The 19,944-nt window shown below is 61.5% G+C and carries 21 protein-coding genes and 1 pseudogene; 15 read left to right on the plus strand and 7 right to left on the minus strand.

The window, feature by feature from the left end; genetic code table 11:
• Positions 1-72: 72 nt before the first annotated feature.
• The 5 genes and pseudogenes from ETQ85_RS20000 to ETQ85_RS20020 form a co-directional block, all read right to left on the minus strand.
• Positions 73-777 (minus strand): HNH endonuclease, encoded by a 705-nt coding sequence (locus ETQ85_RS20000; RefSeq protein ID WP_148580854.1) that lies wholly within the window; start codon positions 775-777, stop codon positions 73-75.
• 220 nt (positions 778-997) lie between these two features.
• Positions 998-1,168, minus strand: a pseudogene (locus ETQ85_RS20005) (YnfA family protein); the annotation flags it as partial.
• An 11-nt stretch (positions 1,169-1,179) separates the two neighbouring features.
• A complete protein-coding gene (locus tag ETQ85_RS20010) occupies positions 1,180-1,521 on the minus strand; it encodes a type II toxin-antitoxin system RelE/ParE family toxin (protein ID WP_148580855.1) in 342 nt (113 codons plus the stop codon).
• The gene (locus ETQ85_RS20015; RefSeq protein WP_148580856.1) at positions 1,521-1,796 is read right to left on the minus strand and encodes a type II toxin-antitoxin system Phd/YefM family antitoxin; all 276 of its coding nucleotides are present in this window, start codon (positions 1,794-1,796) and stop codon (positions 1,521-1,523) included. Before ETQ85_RS20015 ends, ETQ85_RS20010 begins: the two co-directional genes overlap by 1 nt.
• Positions 1,797-1,858: 62 nt before the next feature.
• On the minus strand, positions 1,859-3,568 hold the full coding sequence (locus tag ETQ85_RS20020) for a sigma-54-dependent Fis family transcriptional regulator (RefSeq protein WP_148580857.1): 1,710 nt from the start codon (positions 3,566-3,568) through the stop codon (positions 1,859-1,861).
• Between the two features lie 240 nt (positions 3,569-3,808).
• Here ETQ85_RS20020 and ETQ85_RS20025 point away from each other — a divergent pair, with 240 nt between their 5' ends.
• The 4 genes from ETQ85_RS20025 to ETQ85_RS20040 all read left to right on the plus strand — a co-directional run bounded on the left by ETQ85_RS20025 (position 3,809) and on the right by ETQ85_RS20040 (position 8,963).
• Positions 3,809-4,756, plus strand: a complete 948-nt coding sequence (locus tag ETQ85_RS20025) for a PDR/VanB family oxidoreductase (protein ID WP_148580858.1) — start codon at positions 3,809-3,811, stop codon at positions 4,754-4,756.
• Positions 4,757-4,829: 73 nt separating this feature from the next.
• Positions 4,830-5,924 (plus strand): aromatic ring-hydroxylating oxygenase subunit alpha, encoded by a 1,095-nt coding sequence (locus tag ETQ85_RS20030; protein ID WP_187394790.1) that lies wholly within the window; start codon positions 4,830-4,832, stop codon positions 5,922-5,924.
• Between the two features lie 15 nt (positions 5,925-5,939).
• A complete protein-coding gene (locus ETQ85_RS20035) occupies positions 5,940-7,583 on the plus strand; it encodes a DUF1302 domain-containing protein (protein WP_246128838.1) in 1,644 nt (547 codons plus the stop codon).
• 27 nt (positions 7,584-7,610) lie between these two features.
• Complete coding sequence (locus ETQ85_RS20040) at positions 7,611-8,963, plus strand: DUF1329 domain-containing protein (RefSeq protein WP_148580860.1); 1,353 nt, start codon at positions 7,611-7,613, stop codon at positions 8,961-8,963.
• Between the two features lie 104 nt (positions 8,964-9,067).
• Here ETQ85_RS20040 and ETQ85_RS20045 read toward each other — a convergent pair whose 3' ends face one another.
• The gene (locus ETQ85_RS20045; protein ID WP_148580861.1) at positions 9,068-9,400 is read right to left on the minus strand and encodes a YnfA family protein; all 333 of its coding nucleotides are present in this window, start codon (positions 9,398-9,400) and stop codon (positions 9,068-9,070) included.
• A 307-nt stretch (positions 9,401-9,707) separates the two neighbouring features.
• Here ETQ85_RS20045 and ETQ85_RS20050 point away from each other — a divergent pair, with 307 nt between their 5' ends.
• The 10 genes from ETQ85_RS20050 to ETQ85_RS20095 all read left to right on the plus strand — a co-directional run bounded on the left by ETQ85_RS20050 (position 9,708) and on the right by ETQ85_RS20095 (position 17,246).
• Positions 9,708-10,025, plus strand: a complete 318-nt coding sequence (locus ETQ85_RS20050) for a 2Fe-2S iron-sulfur cluster-binding protein (protein ID WP_148580862.1) — start codon at positions 9,708-9,710, stop codon at positions 10,023-10,025.
• A gap of 41 nt (positions 10,026-10,066) precedes the next feature.
• On the plus strand, positions 10,067-10,996 hold the full coding sequence (locus ETQ85_RS20055) for a catechol 2,3-dioxygenase (protein ID WP_148580863.1): 930 nt from the start codon (positions 10,067-10,069) through the stop codon (positions 10,994-10,996).
• 7 nt (positions 10,997-11,003) lie between these two features.
• The gene (locus ETQ85_RS20060) at positions 11,004-11,261 is read left to right on the plus strand and encodes a phenol hydroxylase subunit (RefSeq protein WP_148580864.1); all 258 of its coding nucleotides are present in this window, start codon (positions 11,004-11,006) and stop codon (positions 11,259-11,261) included.
• Positions 11,262-11,285: 24 nt separating this feature from the next.
• Positions 11,286-12,278 (plus strand): aromatic/alkene monooxygenase hydroxylase subunit beta, encoded by a 993-nt coding sequence (locus ETQ85_RS20065; protein WP_148580865.1) that lies wholly within the window; start codon positions 11,286-11,288, stop codon positions 12,276-12,278.
• A 9-nt stretch (positions 12,279-12,287) separates the two neighbouring features.
• Positions 12,288-12,557: an MmoB/DmpM family protein gene (locus tag ETQ85_RS20070; protein ID WP_148580866.1), complete on the plus strand. Its 270-nt coding sequence runs from the start codon at positions 12,288-12,290 to the stop codon at positions 12,555-12,557.
• Positions 12,558-12,571: 14 nt separating this feature from the next.
• A complete protein-coding gene (locus ETQ85_RS20075; RefSeq protein WP_148580867.1) occupies positions 12,572-14,092 on the plus strand; it encodes an aromatic/alkene/methane monooxygenase hydroxylase/oxygenase subunit alpha in 1,521 nt (506 codons plus the stop codon).
• A 17-nt stretch (positions 14,093-14,109) separates the two neighbouring features.
• A complete protein-coding gene (locus tag ETQ85_RS20080) occupies positions 14,110-14,466 on the plus strand; it encodes a phenol hydroxylase subunit P4 (protein ID WP_148580868.1) in 357 nt (118 codons plus the stop codon).
• Between the two features lie 11 nt (positions 14,467-14,477).
• Positions 14,478-15,533 (plus strand): NADH:ubiquinone reductase (Na(+)-transporting) subunit F, encoded by a 1,056-nt coding sequence (locus ETQ85_RS20085; protein WP_148580869.1) that lies wholly within the window; start codon positions 14,478-14,480, stop codon positions 15,531-15,533.
• A gap of 122 nt (positions 15,534-15,655) precedes the next feature.
• Entirely contained in the window at positions 15,656-15,931 is a 276-nt protein-coding gene (locus ETQ85_RS20090; protein WP_148580870.1) for a helix-turn-helix domain-containing protein, read from the plus strand.
• A 1-nt stretch (position 15,932) separates the two neighbouring features.
• On the plus strand, positions 15,933-17,246 hold the full coding sequence (locus tag ETQ85_RS20095; RefSeq protein ID WP_148580871.1) for a type II toxin-antitoxin system HipA family toxin: 1,314 nt from the start codon (positions 15,933-15,935) through the stop codon (positions 17,244-17,246).
• Positions 17,247-17,256: 10 nt separating this feature from the next.
• Here ETQ85_RS20095 and ETQ85_RS20100 read toward each other — a convergent pair whose 3' ends face one another.
• Positions 17,257-18,204, minus strand: coding sequence for a helix-turn-helix transcriptional regulator (locus ETQ85_RS20100; protein ID WP_148580872.1), 948 nt, complete (start codon positions 18,202-18,204; stop codon positions 17,257-17,259).
• Positions 18,205-18,476: 272 nt separating this feature from the next.
• Here ETQ85_RS20100 and ETQ85_RS20105 point away from each other — a divergent pair, with 272 nt between their 5' ends.
• A complete protein-coding gene (locus ETQ85_RS20105; protein WP_148580873.1) occupies positions 18,477-19,937 on the plus strand; it encodes a 2-hydroxymuconic semialdehyde dehydrogenase in 1,461 nt (486 codons plus the stop codon).
• Positions 19,938-19,944: the final 7 nt, after the last annotated feature.

Consider the following 19,944-nt stretch of genomic DNA (forward strand, 5'->3'; position numbering starts at 1 on the left):
AGAGCTAACCGAAGCTGCACTGCTTTATCTCGCAGCGTCCAGCGACCGAAGGGACCGAGGTTGAGTGCCATGTTATGTGGCTCGGAAAACCTCTGTTCGATGAAACTCCATATACACCTGATGCTGCTTGGCGAGGGGAACATGCAGCTGAACTGAGATGCCGAGCTTCTCCGGTTCAGTCAGCATAGGGGAAATTAATATCTTTCCTGACGCACTGAACGTGATGAAACCAGCATCAAAGACTTTATCCAAGTTTGGAATTAGCAGAAGTCCGTTGAAGGGGTCCAGGCGTTCTGCGTTGTTTGACGCACTCCAAGGCTTGATGTGCGAGGCAACGAGGAGGTTCGTGTCTTTGAATCCAGTTACAGAGCAACCACTCCAGTAAGCAACCAGTTTTTGTCTGAAAGTGCCTTGACCGATTCTCGACTTAACTAGATTGCTTTTCTCTGTTTCTCCAATGTCTTTTGTAGAAAAAATCTCATCAATGTCGGACTCAATGTCGCTTTTGAAGCCTTCCGAAAGATACTCAGCGAATTTAGTCAGGGCAGCGTTATACATGTTGTTGCCACGCTCGTTCCGCTCTTGGAATATCGGCAGTTCGCGAATCTTTAATGCGACATTTTCAAATGACGTACGGCTTACCAAAGATGTAAGCGGCCCCGCGATAAGTCCGTTGTCTAAAGCCCATTCAGACATGGCGCCACGGACTGCTCCCTCATATTTCTTTACCGAAGATGAAGAAAGGCCTCTGTGGCGCATCCAATCTTCAAATCTCATTGAGGCGTAACTCCAGGTGAAATATAATTTTTTAATTCAACGGTCTGCGCTGCTCTTCGTGCAGATCCAGTTGAATGAGAGGTTATCCGATGTGTGTCACCTCATCAATCAACACTCATACGGCCAGCGCCAATCGCTGCTATAGAGCACTTCCTTAACGGACCGCTCCTGGCTGTCTCCTGCCTCTCGTACAAGTCTCCCGCCAACCCAAGCCCATTCCTCAACCCCCCGTCGGCTGCAACGCAATCCCCCCCATCCCCACCAGCGCAATGAGTGCGCCCGTCACATCCCAGCGCGTAAGCGCAACGCCATCAACAACGCGCGGCCAGATCAAGGCTACGGCGATGTACATGCCGCCATACGCGGCATAGGTTTGGCCCGTGGCTGCGGGGCGAAGATCGCCTACGCCCCCAGCAGCCTTCTCGCCAACACCGACTGCATATCACGACGCCCGTCAGCGATCAGGTAGAGGATGACCTGGCGGCCAGTAATACGGTAGATCACGCGGTATGGCTTGAAGAAGGTTTGGCGATACTCCTTGATGCCGAGGCTCACCAGTTCTTTCGGGTAGCTGCCGCGCTCCGGAAACGTCGACAAGCTCTCGACACTCTCCAGCAACGCATCCAGCACGTAGTTGGCGTTGGCCACACAGTCGAACTCGGAGATGTAGTCGTGTATGGCTTCCAGGTCCTGCTCGGCACCTTCGGTGAGCAGAACTTCAAAACTGGCGGGTGTGCCGGCCATCAGACGGCGGCTCGCTTGGCGCGCAGACGGGTAACTACATCGGCCACAGGCTTGACTTTGCCAGCGGCCACATCCTGGTTGCCCAGTGCCAGGATTTTCAGCAAGGCCAGTGTTTCTTGCGTCTCTTCGAAGGAGGCCACGTCCTGCAGCACGGCCTTGGCTTCACCGTTTTGGGTGATGATCAGGGGCTCACGGTGCTCAGTGAGGTGCGCCAGAACCTCGGCAGCGTTGGCCTTGAGGTAGCTGATCGGCTTGACTTGAGATGAGTAACGCATGGCCGTGCTCCTGATTTGGAAGAGATTTAATTTAGTCTTTTTATGGTCTTGCTGCAACGCAATCACCGTTCAGCGGCCTGTTTGTCTACGCGATACTGGAGTTGCCCTCTCCGCAGTTTCAGAAGGCGGGCGGCGGCAGACAGATTTCCGTCTGTGCGCCTCAAGGCCGATGCGATGAGCAGTGTTTCGACTTCTTCAAGAGAAACCTGTGCGTCCAGAATTTTCTCGATTGCTTGATTGAGGGGCAGCTGGTCAGCGATCCCTTTTTGTCGCGTCTCGGCGAGCGAGAAGGGCTGCACCGTCAGGGGGACTTGCTCGCCTCCCGAGAAAAGATGCTCCACATCAATGCTGCCGTCGTTCTCGGCAAGAATCACCGCGCGCTCGATGATGTTTTCAAGTTCCCGGATATTGCCCGGCCAGTTGTAGGCCCACAGCTTTTCGCTGGCGTTCTGCGTCAAGCCCGCGATGGTCTTGGCAAATCGGGTGGAATAGCGCTTGACGAAGGTATCCACCAGCAAGGGAATGTCTTCGCGGCGCTCCCGGAGGGGCGGGATCTTGACGGGAAAGACATTCAAGCGAAAGAAGAGGTCCTCGCGGAATCGACCTGCTTCCACCTCGGCACGCAGATCACGGTTTGTCGCTGCGATGATGCGCACATCGATCTTGCGCACCTGGGTATCACCAACGCGCTCGACCTCGCCTTCTTGCAGCACGCGGAGCAGTTTGCCTTGTGCGTGCAGTGGCAGGCTGCTGATTTCGTCAAGAAACAAGGTGCCGCCACTCGCGCGCTCGAAGCGTCCGGGGCGTGAGACGGTTGCGCCCGTAAATGCCCCTTTTTCCACGCCAAAGAGTTCGGCCTCGACGAGTTCGTGGGGGATCGCCGCGCAGTTGATGGAGATGAAGGGGCGTTCCGCCCGGGGCCCGAGAGTGTGAAGCGCCTTGGAGAAGCGCTCCTTGCCGACGCCGCTTTCGCCCGTCAGCAGTACGGTTGCGTCGGTGGGGGCCACGCGTTTGATGAGATAGGCGACTTCGTTGAAGCTGGTCGACGCGCCAATCAGGTCGGGCAACTGCCGGGGCGCCTCTTCCTTCTGGTCGGCATCGGCAGGTCTTGCTTTTCGGCGCTTGGGGGTGGCGATGAAGTCCTCGACCTGGAGGAAGCTCAGGTGGGCTTCTGCATCGTCACATTCTTCGAGAGGCTGGCCGATGACTCTGCATCTGGCGTGCCCCATGGCAACGCACTCGACTTCGCGCCACAGGATCGGCCGCCCCATGAGTGCCGTGGTGAAGCCGCTGGCGTAGCCGACCATCATCCAGCACGCCGGAGAGCCACTGACGCCGAACTGGGCTCGATGGATGTCGGCCTCCCAGGAAGACTCCCAGTAATAGTCACTCCAGAAATCCCCGGTCTCCTGGTTGAACCGAATCCGGTCGACGGCCTGGTTCCGGACAAAGCCTTCCATCTCGCGCAGGCGCGGGCCGTAGGCAAACGTCCGCTTCAGATCGCCGCCCTCGGCAGCATGGAGCCGCCGCGCATCTTCCATGCCTTGCTGGTAGCCCAGGCGGGTGAATAGCTCGCGGGTGGATTCGACTCCCAGACGCTCGATCAACTCCCGCCTCAGGGCGGCAAGGGTGAAGCCGTGGATCAGCAGCATGCGCTGATCCAGCAGCGTGATCTGCCCGCTGTCAGGATCAAAGCGGACGTATTTGGACAGTTCCCGGTCATCGATCTCTCTTGGGACTGACTGGAGGTGCCCGGCTGCGGAATGAGGCATGTGAGTGGATTTCACGTTTCTGAAAACAGAAAGTTTTCTTATTCAAGGAAAGTGGTTGTGCTGTTTTCAGCGATATTGATTCTATCTCTGATCCTGGTGTGAGAAAAAGTATTTATAAAACAATAGATTGATTTGATTTGCGGCGTTGGCATGGGGATTGCGATGTGTTGGGGAAGAGCCCGAAGTGGCTCAGACACTTTCACCCAAAAGGAGACCCCGGCTGTGTTGAGTCCTCAACCCATGCTTGCTGTTCGCGTGCTCGAAAAGCGCGACGCCGCAATTGATGTTCTGAGTCTTGTTCTGGTGGCCGCCGATGGCGGATCACTCCCTTCCTGCTCTGCCGGGGCGCACATCGACATCACGCTGCCCAACGGCATGGTTCGTCAGTATTCCCTGTGCAAGGCGGGCGCGGCCTATGAGGTCGCGATCCTGCGCGATCCGGACGGGCGTGGCGGGTCCGAGTGTGCCCACCGGGATATCCAGGTTGGCGACACGCTGACCATCAGCCACCCCCGCAATCTCTTTCCGCTGGTGCCGGCGACGAACTCCATCCTGTTTGCCGGCGGTATCGGCATCACGCCGATTCTGGCGATGGCCGAGGCGCTGCATGCCCAAGGCCAGACCTTTGAAATGCACTACTGCAGCCGCGCCCCCGAGCGGGCCGCCTACCGGGACGCCCTCGGGCAGGCGGCTTATGCCGGGCAGGTCCGTTTTTACTACGACAGCGAACCGGAGCAGGGGCGCCTGGATGTGGCGGCGGTTCTTGGCGCGCTCGGGGACGATGCCCATTTGTACGTGTGCGGCCCGGCGGGCTTTATCGCGCATGTCTGCGATGCGGCGCGTGCGGCGGGCTGGAGCGACAGCCGTGTGCATTTCGAGCATTTCGCGGCACCTGTTGCAGTGGCCCCGGTGGGGGGGAATGGCGACTTCGAGCTGGTCCTGGCGCGGCGCGGCATCCGCATCCCTGTCGGTGCAGATCAAACGGCCGCCCAGGCCCTGCTCGATCACGGCATAGATATCCCTCTGTCCTGCGAGCAGGGCGTCTGCGGTTCCTGCCTCCTGCCGGTTCTGGAAGGCATTCCCGAGCATCGCGACGTCTTTCTCAGTGCCGCAGAGCGGGACTGCAACCGCTGCTTTACGCCCTGCTGCTCGCGCGCCCGCACGCCAAGCCTGCTCATCGATTTGTAAGCGTGGCGGTTGTCATCGCCACATTTCACCGCCCAGGCATGCCGCTTGGGAATCACACCTGGAGAAGAAAAAAATGGAGACATCCAGAAGTGTCACTTACCTCAAAAACGCGTGGTACGTCGCCGCGCTGTCGTCGGAGGTGGGCGCAGAGGGCTTGTTCGCGCGCAAGCTGCTCAATACGCCCGTACTGATTTACCGGCTCAAGAACGGCAGCCCGGTGGCGCTGCTCGACCGCTGCCCGCATCGCTTCGTGCCGCTCAGCATGGGCCTTCGCGAAGGCGATGATGTGGTCTGCAAATACCACGGCCTGAAATTCGATTGCAGCGGTGCGTGCAATCACAACCCGCACGGCAATGGCCATATTCCCCGGGCGGCGCGGGTGCGCACCTTTCCGCTGGTCGAACGCTACGGCTTTCTGTGGATCTGGCCGGGCGACGCGCCCGCCGACGAAGCGAAGCTGCCGGACGTCAGCCCGCTGACCGAAGGCCACCCCAACGGGGTCGGCTTCACCTACATGCACCGCAAGACCTATTACGAACTCATCACCGACAACGTGATGGATCTCAGCCACGTCGATCACCTGCATGGCGAGATCATTTCAACGCGCGGCCAGCTCACCCCCCAGGTTCCCCAGGTGAAGGAGACGGACAGTACCGTGGCCACCCGCTGGGAGTGGAAGCAGACGCCGCCGATCTTCATCCTCAATCAGTTCCTGCCCGAGCCGATGGCCGAGGCGCGGCATTTTGTCGAGGTGAAGTTCATGGCGCCGACCACCGTGCAACTGCAGATCGGCGCCACCCAGGACGACAGTGCGCTGGATCTGGCGCACTGCGTCGGCCAGTACGACCTGCACACCACCACCCCGGAAAGCGACGGCACCACCCATTACTTCTTCGCCACCCGACGCAATCACCTGGTGGACGACGCCGACTACAACGCCGCCAAGATCAAGGGCATGCACGATGCCTTCGTGGATGAGGACGGGCCCTATGTGGACGCCCAGTACGTCAACATCGGCAACGCCGACCTGTTGAGCCTGAACCCCGTGCTGCTCAGCAGCGACGTGGGGGCGGTGCGGGCCCGGCGCATCCTGCGCAGTGTGATTGCCGACGAGGTGCAGCGCGCGCAGGCCGATGCCGCGGACACCCGCTCTGCCGCGCGCGTCTGAACGAGGAGGATGAGCATGCAAATCAAGCTTCTTGCCAGAGCGGTCGCGTGGGCCTGTGCGGGCATGGCCCTGTCGGGGCCGGCGCTGTCCTTCAATGTCGATACGGGCTCCCCGGATCTGGCCATTTCGTGGGATACCACGCTGAAATACAGCACTGCCTGGCGCGTGCGGGGCGTCAATGCCAGTGTGGCGCCGGAGGGCCTCGCCGGGGGCACACCGCAGGTCAACACCAATGACGGCGACCGCAATTTCGGTCGTGGCCTCATCTCCAACCGGCTCGACATCCTCACCGAGCTGGGGGTGCGCTACAAGCGCGACAGCGGCTTTCGGGTCAGCGCCGCCGGGTGGTACGACGACGTTTACCAGCACAGCAACGAGCGCAGCGCCGACGATGCCCCCGGCCTGAACCAGAGCGGCCCCTACGACCGCTTCAACAAGCACACGCGGATTGCCCAGGGGCGCAACGCGGAGGTGCTGGATGCCTTCGTGTATACCCGGCAGTCCGTGGCGGACATGAACCTCAACCTCAAGGCGGGCCGCTTCACCCAGCTCTACGGCGAAAGCCTGTTCTTCGGCAACAACGGCATTGCCGGGGCCCAGACGCCGCTGGATCTGGCGCGGGCGCTGTCGGTGCCCAACTCCCAGTTCAAGGAGGTCGCCCGGCCGGTGGGGCAGGTGTCAGCCCAGTTGCAGATCACGCCCGACCTCATCGTGGGCGCCTACATCCAGCCGGAATGGCGCAAGTCGCGCCTGCCGGCGGCCGGCAGCTATTTCAGCTTTGCCGATTTCGTCGATGACGGCGGGGAGATTCTGTACACGCCCTACGGTCCGGCAAGGCGCGGCAAGGACATCGAGCCGGGCAACTCGGGGCAGGGCGGGGTGCAGGTGCGCTTCAAGGCTGGCGACAGTGAATACGGGCTCTACGCGGCCAACTTCCACGAGAAGCTGCCCCAGTTCTATGCCCGCTTCAACGCCGGCCCCGGTGGCGTGGTGCCCCAGGATTACGTGATGGTCTACGGGAAGAACATTCGCACGGTGGGCGGCAGCTTCAGCACCCTGGTTGGCGACACCAACGTGGCGGGGGAGATGTCCTTCCGCAGCAACATGCCGCTGGTGGCCGCCGGGAGCTTCATTTTTCCGACCAACGATCCGGCCGCCGACGGGGGCAGCAATGCGCGCTTTCCCAAGGGCGACACGCTGCACCTCAACCTCTCGGCCATCAGTGTGCTGAGCGCCAACGCCTTGTGGGATGGCGCCTCTTTCGTCGGCGAGTTCGCCTTCAACCGCCGCCTGCGGGTGAGCGACAACCCGGAAGCGCTGGACCCGAATGCCACCAAGGATGCCGGGGCCGCGCAGTTCGTGTTCACGCCGGAGTATTTCCAGGTGTTGCCGGAAACCGATCTGCAGCTGCCCATCGGGGTGAGCTATGGCCTTTTCGGGCGCTCGTCGGTCAATGGCGTGCTGTTTCCCGCGGAGCACGGTGGCAGCGTGAGTGTCGGGGCCAAGGTCGTGTATCAGAAGGCCTGGCATGCCGGGCTCAACTACACCCATTACGTCGGCTCCGCCGGCTCGGTTTCCACACCCGCCGGCCTCAATTCCTACCAGAACTTTCACGGGGATCGCGACTTCGTGTCGCTGTCGATTCAGCGCAGCTTCTGATCACCCGCCCATAAAAGGAATCCCAACATGAAGAGCAAGGCAATCATCCATCTGGTCGTGGTCGGCGCGCTGGCCCAGTTTCAGCCGGCCGTCGCAGCTGTTTCCGCCGACGAGGCATCCCAGCTCAAGAGCGCCCTGACGCCCCTTGGCGGCGAGCGGGCCGGCAACAAGGACGGCAGCATTCCGGCGTGGAGCGGCGCCGTCACCAAGGCCGCCGGCGCCAAGGTGGGGGACGTTCCCGTCAGCCTGTTCCCCGCAGAAAAGCCCGTCGTGCAGATCTCCGCATCGAACCTGGCCCAGTACGCCGACAAGCTGTCCGAAGGCACGCAGGCCCTCCTGAAGAAATACCCCGAGTCCTTCCGCGTCAATGCCTTCCCGACCCACCGCACCGCCGTCGCGCCGCAGCATGTGTATGACGCGACGGCCCGCAATGCGGCCAACTGCAAGACGGTGGATGCCGGGCTGTCGGTGGAGGGCTGTTTCGGCGGGGTGCCCTTCCCGATTCCCAAGGCCGGTGTGGAGGTGATCTGGAACTACATCCTGCGCATCGAGCCGGAGTCGGTCGAGTTCGGTTCGAAGAACATCGTCGGCACCTCGAATGGCGCCCGCACCATGGCCACGCGCACCGACAACTTCTTCCAGCACCCGTATTACTACAAGGATGGCTCGGCCAAGGGCTGGACCGGGGAGTATTTCCTGCAGCGTTTCAACACCACGGCGCCGCCGTTCAAGGCGGGGGAATCGCTGGTCCTGCGTGACAGCATCAATGCCAAGGTGCCGCGCCAGGCCTGGCAGTACCTGGTGGGGCAGCGCCGCGTGCGGCGGGCGCCGACGGTGGCTTACGACACGCCGGATTTTGTCTCCTCCGGTGCCAACTACTTCGATGAAGTGATGGGCTACATGGGCCACCCCGACCGCTTCGAGTGGAAGCTCGTCGGCAAGCGGGAGATGTACATCCCCTACAACAACAACGAACTGGTGACGGCCAAGGAGTCCGAAGCCTTCGACAAGCACCACCTCAATTCCGGCAAGTTGCGCTGGGAGCTGCACCGGGTCTGGGAAATCGAGGCCACCGTGGTGTCGGGCAAGCGGCATGCCGTACCGAAGCGCAAGTACTACTTCGACGAGGACACCTGGCTGCTGGCCCTCGTGGATGGCTACGACTCGGAAGGCAAGTTGTGGCGGACGTCCGTGGTGCCGAGCTTCTTCGTTCCCGCGGTGCCGGCAGTGGTGGCCAAGCCGGTGACGATCTACAACCTGCAGGCCGGGACGATGAGCACCGTCCAGGGTTTGTTCCAGGACGAGACCTACCGGGTTGTGCCCCGCAAGAGTGAATCCTTCTTTACCGGCGACGCCGCTGCCGCCGACGCGGACCGCTAAGAGGCTGCACACGCCATCCGATTGAATCTGGCCTCCCGCAAGCCGGATTCAATCGGGCCGTGCAAATCCGCCATACAGCCTCCCGCCGCCCCAACACCCAAGCCTCAACCTGCCGTCGGCTGCAGCGCAATCACCACCATCCCGACCAGCGCAATGACCGCGCCCGTCACATCCCAGCGCGTCAGCGCAACGCCATCGACCACACGCAGCCAGATCAACGCCACGGCGATGTACATGCCGCCATACGCCGCATAGGTTCGACCCGCGGCGGCGGGGTGCAGGGTCAGCAGCCAGGCGAACAGGGCCAGCGAGGCGGCGGCGGGCAGAAGCAGCAGGGCGCTTTTGCCCTGCTTGAGCACCAGCCAGGGCAAATAGCAGCCGGTGATTTCGGCGAGGGCGGTGAGTGCAAACAGGGCACTCAGGCGTAGCAATTCCACGGTGGCGCTTCCTTCGTTGGGAGCTGCCGATTGTGACAGCACCGGGCTGGATCGGCTGCGCCGGGCCTCCCCGTGCCCTTCCATTGCTGCGCTGCAGCTTGACGCTTTTGTCAGGCGAATTTGGGCGCTGGACAAAAGCGTCATGCGCTGATCTGCGCGAGTCGCCACCTTTCGTCTCCACATCCATACAAATCAATGCCTTGCGCGTGTGGCACGGCATCTGCATTAGAAATACTAAGCGCGGCATAAGTGAGGCTAATCCAAGCCGCCAAGTGACGAAAACGTCGAGACACCAAAAGGAGGGGTCATGCCACACATGGTCAGGATCGAAGAAGCGGGCGTTTCTTACGCCTGTGCGCCGCGGGAATCGCTGCTCGAAGGCATGCATCGCCTGGGTTTGCGGGGGATTCCGGTGGGTTGCCGGGGTGGCGGCTGCGGGGTTTGCAAGATCGAAGTCCTCGCCGGCGAATTCCACACCCGGGCGATGAGCCGCGAGCACGTCAGCGACGACGACGTGGCCCATCAGCGCTTGCTGGCCTGCCGGGTGTACCCCTCCAGTGACCTGTCTTTAAAGGTGATCGGCAAGCTGCAGAAGAAAGTCTGCACGCCGGTTTCCGTTCGCTGAATTTCCGTTTGCAGCATCCATAAGAAAAGAGGAGACGAGATATGGCAATGACTGGTGTTCTGCGCCCGGGCCACGCCCAGGTTCGCGTGCTGGATCTGGAAGAGAGCGTGCACTTTTACCGGGATGTGCTTGGCCTGGTGGAAACCGGCCGCGACGCGACAGGGCGGGTGTATTTCAAGTGTTGGGACGAGCGCGATCACAGCAGTTACGTGATTCGTCAGGCTGACAGTGCCGGCCTGGATTTCTTTGGCTGGCGGGTGCTCGACAAGGCCACTCTCGACAGGCTCGACGCCGATCTGCAGGCCTACGGCATCAAGACCGAACGCATCCCGGCCGGCGAGATGCTGGAAACCGGTGAGCGCGTGCGCTTTACGCTGCCCTCCGGCCACGTGATGGAGCTGTATGCCGAAAAGACCAAGGTCGGCAACGGCATTCCGCTGGTCAATCCGGCGCCGTGGAGCAAGGCGCGTGACCACGGCATCGCCCCGATCCGCCTCGATCACGCGCTGCTGTATGGCCCCAACGTGGCCGAAGTGCAGAAGATCTTCACCGAGGTGCTCGGCTTCTACCTCGTGGAGCGCGTGCTTACGCCGGATGGCAATGGCAACGCGGCGATCTGGCTGTCGTGCGGGCAGAAGGTGCATGACGTGGCCTTCGCCGAGTATCCCGAGCCGGGCAAGCTGCACCACTGTTCCTTCCTGATGGAAAGCTGGGACCAGGTGCTGCGCGCCGGCGACATCATGTCGATGAACACGGTGCCAGTGGACATCGGCCCGACCCGCCACGGCGTGACCCGCGGTTGCACGATCTACGCGTGGGACCCGTCCGGCAACCGCTTCGAGACCTTCTTCGGTGGCCATCTGCCGTACCCCGACTACGAAACCATGACCTGGACCTTCGACAACTTTGGTCAGGGCCTCGACTACCCGCAGCGCAAGCTGCACGAGACCTTCCTGACCGTTGTCAGCTGAGCCGGCCATGCGCGTCGAACACGCCACGATGGACATCACCCGGCGCTTCGTCCGCCTCTCGGGCGAGCGGCCCAACGGTTTTGTGGAATTCGAATTCGCCATTGGCGAGCCGGAAATCTTCGTCGAGATGATTCTCCCGCGCGCGGCCTTTGCCGAGTTCTGCGCCATCAACCATGTCGAGATGCTGCCGCCCCGCGACCCCGACGCCCCGCAGGGCGACTGGGACTGGCGCCTCGCCGATGCCACCCACACCCGTTTCAAATAATTCGAACAGCAGGAGACCCATAACATGCAGATTGACCTCCGCACCGTCGCCATCCAGCCGCAACGCCAGGCCTTCGACCACCTGATCCGCCGCTTCGGCAACAAGCCGGCCTCGCGTTACCAGGAAGGCAGCTACGACATCCAGGCCGCCGAAAACCTTCACTACAAGCCCACCTGGGATCCGGATCAGGCGCTCTACGATGCCGGCATCACCCGCATCGTCATGCAGGACTGGTACGCGCTGAAGGACCCGCGCCAGTTCTACTACAGCACCTACACGCTGACCCGCGCCCGCCAGCAGGAAACCACCGAGGCCAACTTCGGCTTTGTGGAAACCCGCGGCCTGGCCGACATGCTGTCCGACGAGCTGCGCGACGTTTCGCTCAAGGTGCTGGTACCGCTGCGCCACGCTGCATGGGGCGCCAACCAGCACAACACCTTCATCTGCGGCTACGGCTACGGCACCACCTTCACCCAGCCGTGCATGTACCACGCCATGGACAACCTGGGCATCGCCCAGTACCTGTCGCGCCTGGGCCTGCTGCTCGGCGACACCGAGGCGCTCGACGCCGGCAAGCAGGCCTGGCTCGACGACGCCGCCTGGCAGCCGCTACGCCGCTATGTCGAAGACTGCCTGGTGATCCGCGATCCCTTCGAGCTCTTCGTGGCCCAGAACGTGGCCCTCGACGGCCTGCTGTACCCGCTGGTCTATGAACGCATCGTCGATGACCACATCTCGGTGCGCGGCGGCACGGCGGTGGCCATGCTCACCCAGTTCATGAGCGACTGGTTCGACGAAACCCGCAAGTGGGTGGATGCGGTACTCAAGGTGGCGGCCGCCGAATCGGATGCCAACCGCGAGGTGCTGCAGGAATGGACCCGGACGTGGAGCGACAGCGCCGCGTCGGCGATGGTGCCGATTGTCGAGCTGGCGCTGGGCGCCAATGCCGACGACGCCGTCGGCGAACAACTCGCGGCCTTCAAGGCGCGCATCGCAAAAACCGGCATCACGCTCTGAAAGGCTCCCATGTCCACCGTATTCATTGCCCTGCAAACCAACGAAGACACCCGCCCGATCATCGAGGCCATCGAGATCGACAACCCCCACGCCATCGTCCATCGCCAGCCGGCGATGGTGAAGATCGACGCTGAAGGCACGCTGGTGATCCGCAAATCCACCATCGAAGAACAGATCGGCCGCGACTTCGACCTGCAGGAACTGCACATCAATCTGATTTCGCTCACCGGCAACGTGATCGAAGACGACGACACCCTGACCCTGAGCTGGAACAGCTGAAAGAGGAGCGCATCATGGACATGAAAGTGGCAAAGAAGAAGCTCGGTACCAAGGAAAAGTACCGCCTGATGACCCGCGATCTGGGCTGGGAAACCACCTACCAGACCAAGGAAGACGTCTTCCCCTACGTGGGCTACGAAGGAATCAAGATTCACGACTGGGACAAGTGGGAAGACCCCTTCCGCCTGACCATGGATTCGTACTGGAAGTACCAGGCCGAGAAGGAGCGCAAGTTCTACGCGATCATCGACGCCCATGCCCAGAACAACGGCCACCTCAACCTCACCGACGCCCGCTACCTGTCGGCGCTGAAGATCTTCCTGCAGGCCATCAGCCCGGGCGAGTACGCCGCCCACAAGGGGTTTGCCCGCGTCGGCCGTGAGTTTCCCGGTGTCGGCACGCAGGTGGCTTGCCAGATGCAGGCCATCGACGAGATCCGCCACGCCCAGACGCAGATCCACGCGATGTCGAACTACAACCGTTACTACAACGGTTTCCACGCCTTCGCCGACACCCGCGACCGCATCTGGTACACCTCGGTGGCGCGTTCGTTCTTTGACGACTCGATGTCGGCCGGCCCCTTCGAGTTCATGATCGCCATCGGTTTCAGCTTCGAGTACGTGCTGACCAACCTGCTCTTCGTGCCCTTCATGTCGGGCGCGGCCTACAACGGCGACATGGCCACCGTGACCTTCGGCTTCTCGGCGCAGAGCGACGAAGCACGCCACATGACGCTGGGCCTCGAGTGCATCAAGTTCATGCTCGAACAGGACCCGGCCAACCTGCCCATCGTCCAGGAATGGATCGACAAGTGGTTCTGGCGCGGCTTCCGCGTGCTCGGGCTGGTCAGCACGATGATGGATTACATGCTGCCCAAGCGCGTCATGTCGTGGCGCGAGGCGTGGGAAATCTACGGTGTCGAGAACGGCGGCGCGCTGTTCAAGGATCTGGCCCGCTACGGCATCAAGCCGCCGAAGGGCTGGGACGACGCCGAAAAGGCCATCGACCACATGTCGCACCAGTTCATGCTGGGCCTCTATCAGTGGAGCTTCGGCACGGCCTTCCACAGCTGGATTCCGTCGGAAGACGACATGGACTGGCTGTCGGCCAAGTACCCGGAAACCTTCGACAAGTACTACCGCCCGCGCTGGAAGCACATCAAGAAGCTGGCCGATGCCGGCACCCCGTTCAAGAACTATGGCCTCGCCAAGCTGTGCCAGACCTGCCAGCTGCCCTGCGTGTTCACCGAGCCGGATGATCCGACGCTGACCTGCCATCGCGAGACTGTTTACAAGGACGAGACCTATCACTTCTGCTCCGACGGCTGCCAGCACATCTTCGAGCACGAGCCCGAGAAATACGTGCAGGCCTGGCTGCCCATGCCCCAGATCTTCCAGGACCCGATCAACGGCGACCTGGGTGAATGGATGAAGTGGGTCAGCCTCATCGACGGCAAGGACAACGGCGACTACGCCGGCTCCGAAGACCAGAAGAACTTCGAAACCTGGCGCGGCATGGCCACCAGCAATCAATAAGAACGGGGAGACTCAAAATGGCTGTAGCTGCAATCAAGGAATACGTCGGCGTGCCCCGCGATCTGGTGGCCAACTTCAATGGCAAGCAACTGGTTTACGCCAGCTGGGACCGCCACCTGCTCTTCGCGGCGCCCTTTCTGCTGTGCGTGCCGCCGGAGATGCCCTTTGGCGAACTGGTCAATGGCCCGCTGAGCATGCTCGTGCAGGCGGACCCGGACGCCGCCGCCATCGACTGGAGCACGGTCGAATGGCTCAAGGCCAACCAGCCGTGGACGCCGGATTTCTCCCTGAGCCTGGCCGCCAACGGCATTGGCCACAAGGACCAGCTGCGCTTCCGTACGGCAGGGGTTAACACCCTGTCGGCCAAGGCCTGAGGAGCGCGGCGATGAGTTATGCGCTGACCATCGAACCCCTCGGTCAGACCATCGAGATCGAGGAAGGCCAGACCATCCTCGACGCGGCGCTGCGGGCCGGCATCTATCTGCCCCACGCGTGCTGCCACGGTCTGTGCGCCACCTGCAAGGTGCAGGTGACCGACGGCGAAGTCGAGCACGGCGAGGCCTCGACCTTTGCGCTGATGGACTTCGAGCGCGACGAGCAGAAGTGTCTGGCCTGCTGCGCCACCGCCCAGAGCGACCTGGTGATCGAGGCCGAGATCGAGGAAGACCCGGACGCCGAGAACCTGCCGGTGCGGGATTTCGACGGCGTGGTGACGCGCATCGAAACCCTCACCCCGACCATCAAGGGCGTGTGGATCAAGCTCGATACGCCGATCCGCTTTCAGGCCGGGCAGTACGTCAACCTGGTGCTGCCGGGCGACATCGGCAGCCGCGCTTTCTCGGTGGCCAGCCCGCCATCCGAGGATGGCGAGGTGGAGCTCAACATCCGCATCGTGCCGGGCGGGCAGGGCACCGCCTATGTGCACGAGAAGATGCAGGCCGGCGAGCGAGTGCGCATCAGCGGGCCTTACGGGCGCTTCTTCGTGAAGAAGTCGGCCGCTGTGCCGGTGGTGTTCATGGCGGGGGGCTCGGGCCTGTCGAGCCCGCGTTCGATGATTCTCGATCTGCTGGAAGAGGGTTTCGACAAGCCGATCGTGCTCGTCTATGGCCAGCGCTCGCGGGAAGAGTTGTACTACCACGACGCGTTTGTGGCCCTGGCCGAGAAGCATCCCAACTTCCGCTACGTGCCGGCCTTGTCGCACGAACCGGCGGGCTCCGGCTGGACGGGCTTTCGCGGCTTCGTGCACGAAGCGGCCAAGGACGCCTTCGACAACGACTTCCGCGGTCACAAGGCCTACCTGTGCGGCCCGCCGCTGATGATTGACGCCTGCATCACCACCCTGATGCAGGGCCGCCTGTTCGAGCGCGACATCTACACCGAGAAGTTCATCTCGGCCGCGGACGCGCAGCAAGTGCGCAGCCCGCTGTTCAAAGCCATCTGAGGGTTGAAGCTCAAATTTGCCGTGATCGGTGTTGGCGCTGATCACGGCCACAGGGTTGCCGCTTATTGCTTTAAGATGATAATTGTCTATTATTGCTGTAAGGCAATAATCAGGAGGCCGTTGTGGCCGATCATCTTCTGCGGACGTCTGCTCAACTCGCTGTCCATCTGAAGTCCTTGCGGGAGCAACAAGGCCTTACCCAGGCCGCACTCGGGCAACGCATCGGTGTGGGGCAGGCCCGCATTGCAGCCATCGAGCGCAATCCGGGGGCAGTTCAGCTCGATCAGCTAATGTGCATTCTGCACGTCCTGCAAGTCCATCTTGTTCTACAGCCTATGGCAGGACCAGCTGGTGCTGATACGCCGCATGGCGTGTCGGAACGTCCGGTGGAGTGGTGAGATGCAGGGGCTGCACGTCTGGATGAACGGGGAGCATGTGGGGTGCTGGCACTGGGGGCGCCGGGTTCAACACAGCTTCACCTACTCCCGTGCCTGGCTGGCCTCGCCGGCCGTACGCCCGCTGTCGCTGTCGCTGCCTATTCCCATCGGAGAGCCGGTCATAAGTGGTCCGGAAGTGCGTCACTATTTCGACAACTTGCTCCCGGACAACCTGCAGATCCGTGAGCGGGTGCGTCAGCGTTTTGGCTTGCGGGGCACCGATGCGGAAACCTTGCTGCAGGCCATCGGACGGGACTGCGTCGGTGCCGTTCAGCTTCTACCCGAAGGCATGGAGCCCATCGGTTTCGACCGTACGGAAGGGGCCCCGTTGAGCGGTGAGGATATTGAGAGCCTGCTGCGCAACCTGACCCGGCCAGTACTTGGGCAGAGAGATGAGGCCCTTGATGATTTCCGCATCTCCATCGCAGGGGCCCAGGAGAAGACCGCCCTGCTGCGCGTCGATGGTCAGTGGATGCGGCCTCTCGGGGCTACGCCTACCACCCATATTTTCAAGTTGCCCCTGGGGCTGGTGGCCAACCTGCGCTTCGACCTGTCGGACTCGGTAGAGAACGAGTGGTTGTGCAGCCGCCTGCTGGCTGCCCTCGGCTTGCCGGTGGCACAAACCGACATGGCACGCTTCGGAGATCAGCGGGTCCTGGTGGTCGAACGTTTCGACCGACGCCGGGTGTCCGAAGGCCGCTGGATCGCACGCCTCCCCCAGGAAGACTTCTGCCAGGCGACGGGGATGCCTGCCGAGCGAAAGTATGAGCGTGACGGTGGACCGGGCATGAACGACATTCTGCGCATCCTTGCGGCTGGCAGCCACCCGATGGAGGACGGGCTTGTATTCGCGTTGTCCCAGTTTGCCTTCTGGTTGCTCGCCGCTATCGATGGGCATGCCAAGAATTTCTCGATCTTCCTTGAACCCGGCGGGCGATACCGGATGACTCCCTTATATGACGTGCTGTCAGCCTGGCCGGTTATTGGCGCTGGCGCCGGTGAACTGCCTTATCAGAAAGCCCGGCTGGCCATGGCCGTGCGAGCGGGCAATACCCATTTCCGGCTGGCCGATATTCAGCCGCGCCATTGGGAGCGCCTGTTGCGGAGCGTTGCTGGCGAGGAAGGGCTCCGGGCCTTGCATGAATTTGTGGCCCGCGTGGAGCCGTCCCTTGAGACCGTCGAGGCCGAACTGCCAGCTGATTTTCCGGCGCAGGTCTGGGGCAGCGTGCGACACGGTGTTCGACGGCAACTAGATAAGGTACGGGCTGCGGTTTGAGGTCGCCTCGCTAGGCGCTGAGTGATGAGGGGGCTAGTTCAAATTCCTGATCAATCCCGAGTTTTTTCATGATTGCTGGCAGGACTTGGTGAATTACCCGCATGCCAACAAGAAGCTCATTCATATAGATGTCCGGGTGAATCCTTGATGCATTGGATCCGAGGCTTTCTGCTTCTGCGCTATGACTCAGCTCATTGTGTGTTTGGTTTACCAGGTCAATGAGCTCTGCTTTCAATGGGACGCCGCATCGGAAGGCTTGCTCTTTAACGACATTAAGCCACTCTTCAAACTCTCTGTTGGTCCGATGCGTGAAACTCCTTGTTTTTCTTGCAAAATTCTCCTCAACATCAACCTTGGTGGCCGCTAAGGAAATAAGGCAGGGCTCTATATCGCAGGCAGCGGTATCAAAAAGATCGAGCTTTTCGTCGTAGATCAAATCGGCGATATAAGCCGCGTAAAACCCATACACGTCATTCAGCGCGTCGTAGATCTTACCTATCAGCGAAGAGTATGGATTGCTCTCGAGCAGGTGCGAGAGTTCATCCATGTCGGCTGTCTCGTAGTCCAGATCCAGCTCTTCCGGAAAACCGTCGGGACGCTCAACGCCCATCTCGTCCAGAACACGGCAAGTGCTTGCGCACAGTGATCCATCTGGATCGCTAAGAGGTTCGGTGTCGTAGCCGGTTTCAGCGCATTCGTATGCGATACCTGCCATGTACTTGATTACCTTTTCCCATTTCTCTGCATGCGCAAGTGATCCTGCCCACCGAATAAAATCGGGATCCATTTCTCCTATGCCGGCAGCTGTGCGCAGCTTGACTTCCATGTCCGCTGACATGTGCTCACCCTTCTTCCATTTGGAGATCTGGGCGGGTGACACACCGATATGTGCAGCCAGCTCCTTTTGGGAGCAAGCCATCGTCTCCAATGCAAGTTGTACAAGCGCTTCGCGACTCATTGTCAGTGCTCCATGCTGTGTTTGTTAGGTGTGGATAGGGGGGACCGTAGCAACATAACTATACGTTGTATTTACTTTATTTTTATTAAAATTAACTTAATTTTTGCCTGGCCGGATAGGTCTGGCTGTACGGAAGTGTTGATACCTGATCGGTATTGAGGTTTTGTTTATTAGGTATTGGACGGTATCGGCAGCCGTTCTTAGACTGGATTCCATACCGGGATTGCCATGCGCTCCCGGCCGGACCAACCAAACAACCCACCGAGGTAAGCATGCGTCTCATCGAGAATTTCATCGGCGGCGAATACACCGCCGGCCTCAGCGGCAAGACCTTCGAAAAGCGTTCGCCCCTCGACAACTCGGTGATTGCCCGGGTTGCCGAAGCCGGCAAGACTGAAGTGGATGCGGCCGTGCGTGCCGCCCGCAGCGCCCTTAACGGCGAGTGGGGCGGCCTCACCACCGACCAGCGCGTCGAGCTGCTGTACGGCGTGGCCAACGAGATCACCCGTCGCTTCGAGGATTTTGTCGCTGCCGAAATGGCTGACACCGGCCAACCGTCCCACGTCATGCGGCATGTCTTCATCCCGCGCGGCGCCGCCAACTTCAAGGTCTTTGCCGACGTGGTCAAGAACGTCCCCAGCGAGTCCTTCCAGATGGCCACGCCGGACGGCCGTGGCGCGATGAACTACTCGGTGCGCAACCCCAAGGGCGTGATCGGCGTGGTCTGTCCGTGGAACGCCCCCTTCATGCTGATGACCTGGAAGGTCGGCCCGGCGCTGGCCTGCGGCAACACCGTGGTGGTCAAGCCGTCCGAAGAGTCGCCCCACACCGCCACGCTGCTTGGCGAAGTGATGAACGCGGTCGGCATTCCCAAGGGTGTTTACAACGTGGTGCATGGTTTTGGCCCCGATTCCGCCGGCGAATTCCTGACGCAGCACCCGCTGGTCGATGCGATCACCTTCACCGGCGAGACGCGTACCGGCGCCGCCATCATGAAGGCCGCCTCCGAAGGCATGCGTGACGTGTCCTTCGAGCTGGGCGGCAAGAACGCCGGCATCGTCTTTGCCGACGCCGATTTCGACGCAGCGGTGGAGGGCATCTCCCGTTCCGCCTTCCTGAACAGCGGACAGGTTTGCCTGGGCACCGAGCGGGTGTATGTCGAACGGCTGATCTTCGACAAGTTCGTCGCCGCCCTCAAGGTGAAGGCCGAGGCCGTCAAGTTCGGCCGCCCCACCGACCCGAATGCCAACTATGGCCCGCTGATCAGCCAGGAACACCGCCAGAAGGTGCTCTCCTACTACCGCAAGGCGGTGGAAGAGGGCGCCACCGTGGTGACCGGCGGCGGCGTGCCCGACATGCCCGCCGACCTGGCCGAAGGTGCCTGGGTGCAGCCGACCATCTGGACCGGCCTGCCCGAAACGGCCGCGGTGGTGCAGGAGGAAATCTTCGGGCCGTGCTGCCACATCTGTCCCTTCGACAGCGAGGACGAAGTGGTCAACCTGGCCAATGACACCGACTACGGCCTGTCCACGACGATCTGGACCAACGATCTGTCCCGTGCGCACCGCGTTGCGGCGCGGGTCGATGTGGGCATCACCTGGGTGAACAGCTGGTTCCTGCGTGATTTGCGCACGCCCTTCGGCGGCTCCAAGCAATCCGGCATCGGCCGCGAGGGCGGCGTGCATTCGCTGGAGTTCTACACCGAGACCCGCAACATCTGCATCAAGTTCTGACGCGCCC

This window comes from Zoogloea oleivorans (genome assembly GCF_008107625.1).
In the GTDB taxonomy this organism is placed as follows: Bacteria; Pseudomonadota; Gammaproteobacteria; order Burkholderiales; family Rhodocyclaceae; genus Zoogloea; species Zoogloea oleivorans.

Bases quoted from the DNA above. Each gene is read 5' to 3' on its own strand.
- ETQ85_RS20020 (WP_148580857.1), bottom strand. From the start codon at position 3,568: ATGCCTCATTCCGCAGCCGGGCACCTCCAGTCAGTCCCAAGAGAGATC.
- ETQ85_RS20075 (WP_148580867.1), top strand. From the start codon at position 12,572: ATGGACATGAAAGTGGCAAAGAAGAAGCTCGGTACCAAGGAAAAGTAC.
- ETQ85_RS20055 (WP_148580863.1), top strand. From the start codon at position 10,067: ATGGCAATGACTGGTGTTCTGCGCCCGGGCCACGCCCAGGTTCGCGTG.
- ETQ85_RS20105 (WP_148580873.1), top strand. From the start codon at position 18,477: ATGCGTCTCATCGAGAATTTCATCGGCGGCGAATACACCGCCGGCCTC.
- ETQ85_RS20040 (WP_148580860.1), top strand. From the start codon at position 7,611: ATGAAGAGCAAGGCAATCATCCATCTGGTCGTGGTCGGCGCGCTGGCC.
- ETQ85_RS20010 (WP_148580855.1), bottom strand. From the start codon at position 1,521: ATGGCCGGCACACCCGCCAGTTTTGAAGTTCTGCTCACCGAAGGTGCC.
- ETQ85_RS20025 (WP_148580858.1), top strand. From the start codon at position 3,809: ATGCTTGCTGTTCGCGTGCTCGAAAAGCGCGACGCCGCAATTGATGTT.
- ETQ85_RS20015 (WP_148580856.1), bottom strand. From the start codon at position 1,796: ATGCGTTACTCATCTCAAGTCAAGCCGATCAGCTACCTCAAGGCCAAC.
- ETQ85_RS20060 (WP_148580864.1), top strand. From the start codon at position 11,004: ATGCGCGTCGAACACGCCACGATGGACATCACCCGGCGCTTCGTCCGC.
- ETQ85_RS20065 (WP_148580865.1), top strand. From the start codon at position 11,286: ATGCAGATTGACCTCCGCACCGTCGCCATCCAGCCGCAACGCCAGGCC.
- ETQ85_RS20030 (WP_187394790.1), top strand. From the start codon at position 4,830: ATGGAGACATCCAGAAGTGTCACTTACCTCAAAAACGCGTGGTACGTC.
- ETQ85_RS20080 (WP_148580868.1), top strand. From the start codon at position 14,110: ATGGCTGTAGCTGCAATCAAGGAATACGTCGGCGTGCCCCGCGATCTG.
- ETQ85_RS20050 (WP_148580862.1), top strand. From the start codon at position 9,708: ATGCCACACATGGTCAGGATCGAAGAAGCGGGCGTTTCTTACGCCTGT.
- ETQ85_RS20070 (WP_148580866.1), top strand. From the start codon at position 12,288: ATGTCCACCGTATTCATTGCCCTGCAAACCAACGAAGACACCCGCCCG.
- ETQ85_RS20000 (WP_148580854.1), bottom strand. From the start codon at position 777: ATGAGATTTGAAGATTGGATGCGCCACAGAGGCCTTTCTTCATCTTCG.
- ETQ85_RS20095 (WP_148580871.1), top strand. From the start codon at position 15,933: ATGCAGGGGCTGCACGTCTGGATGAACGGGGAGCATGTGGGGTGCTGG.
- ETQ85_RS20100 (WP_148580872.1), bottom strand. From the start codon at position 18,204: ATGAGTCGCGAAGCGCTTGTACAACTTGCATTGGAGACGATGGCTTGC.
- ETQ85_RS20085 (WP_148580869.1), top strand. From the start codon at position 14,478: ATGAGTTATGCGCTGACCATCGAACCCCTCGGTCAGACCATCGAGATC.
- ETQ85_RS20035 (WP_246128838.1), top strand. From the start codon at position 5,940: ATGCAAATCAAGCTTCTTGCCAGAGCGGTCGCGTGGGCCTGTGCGGGC.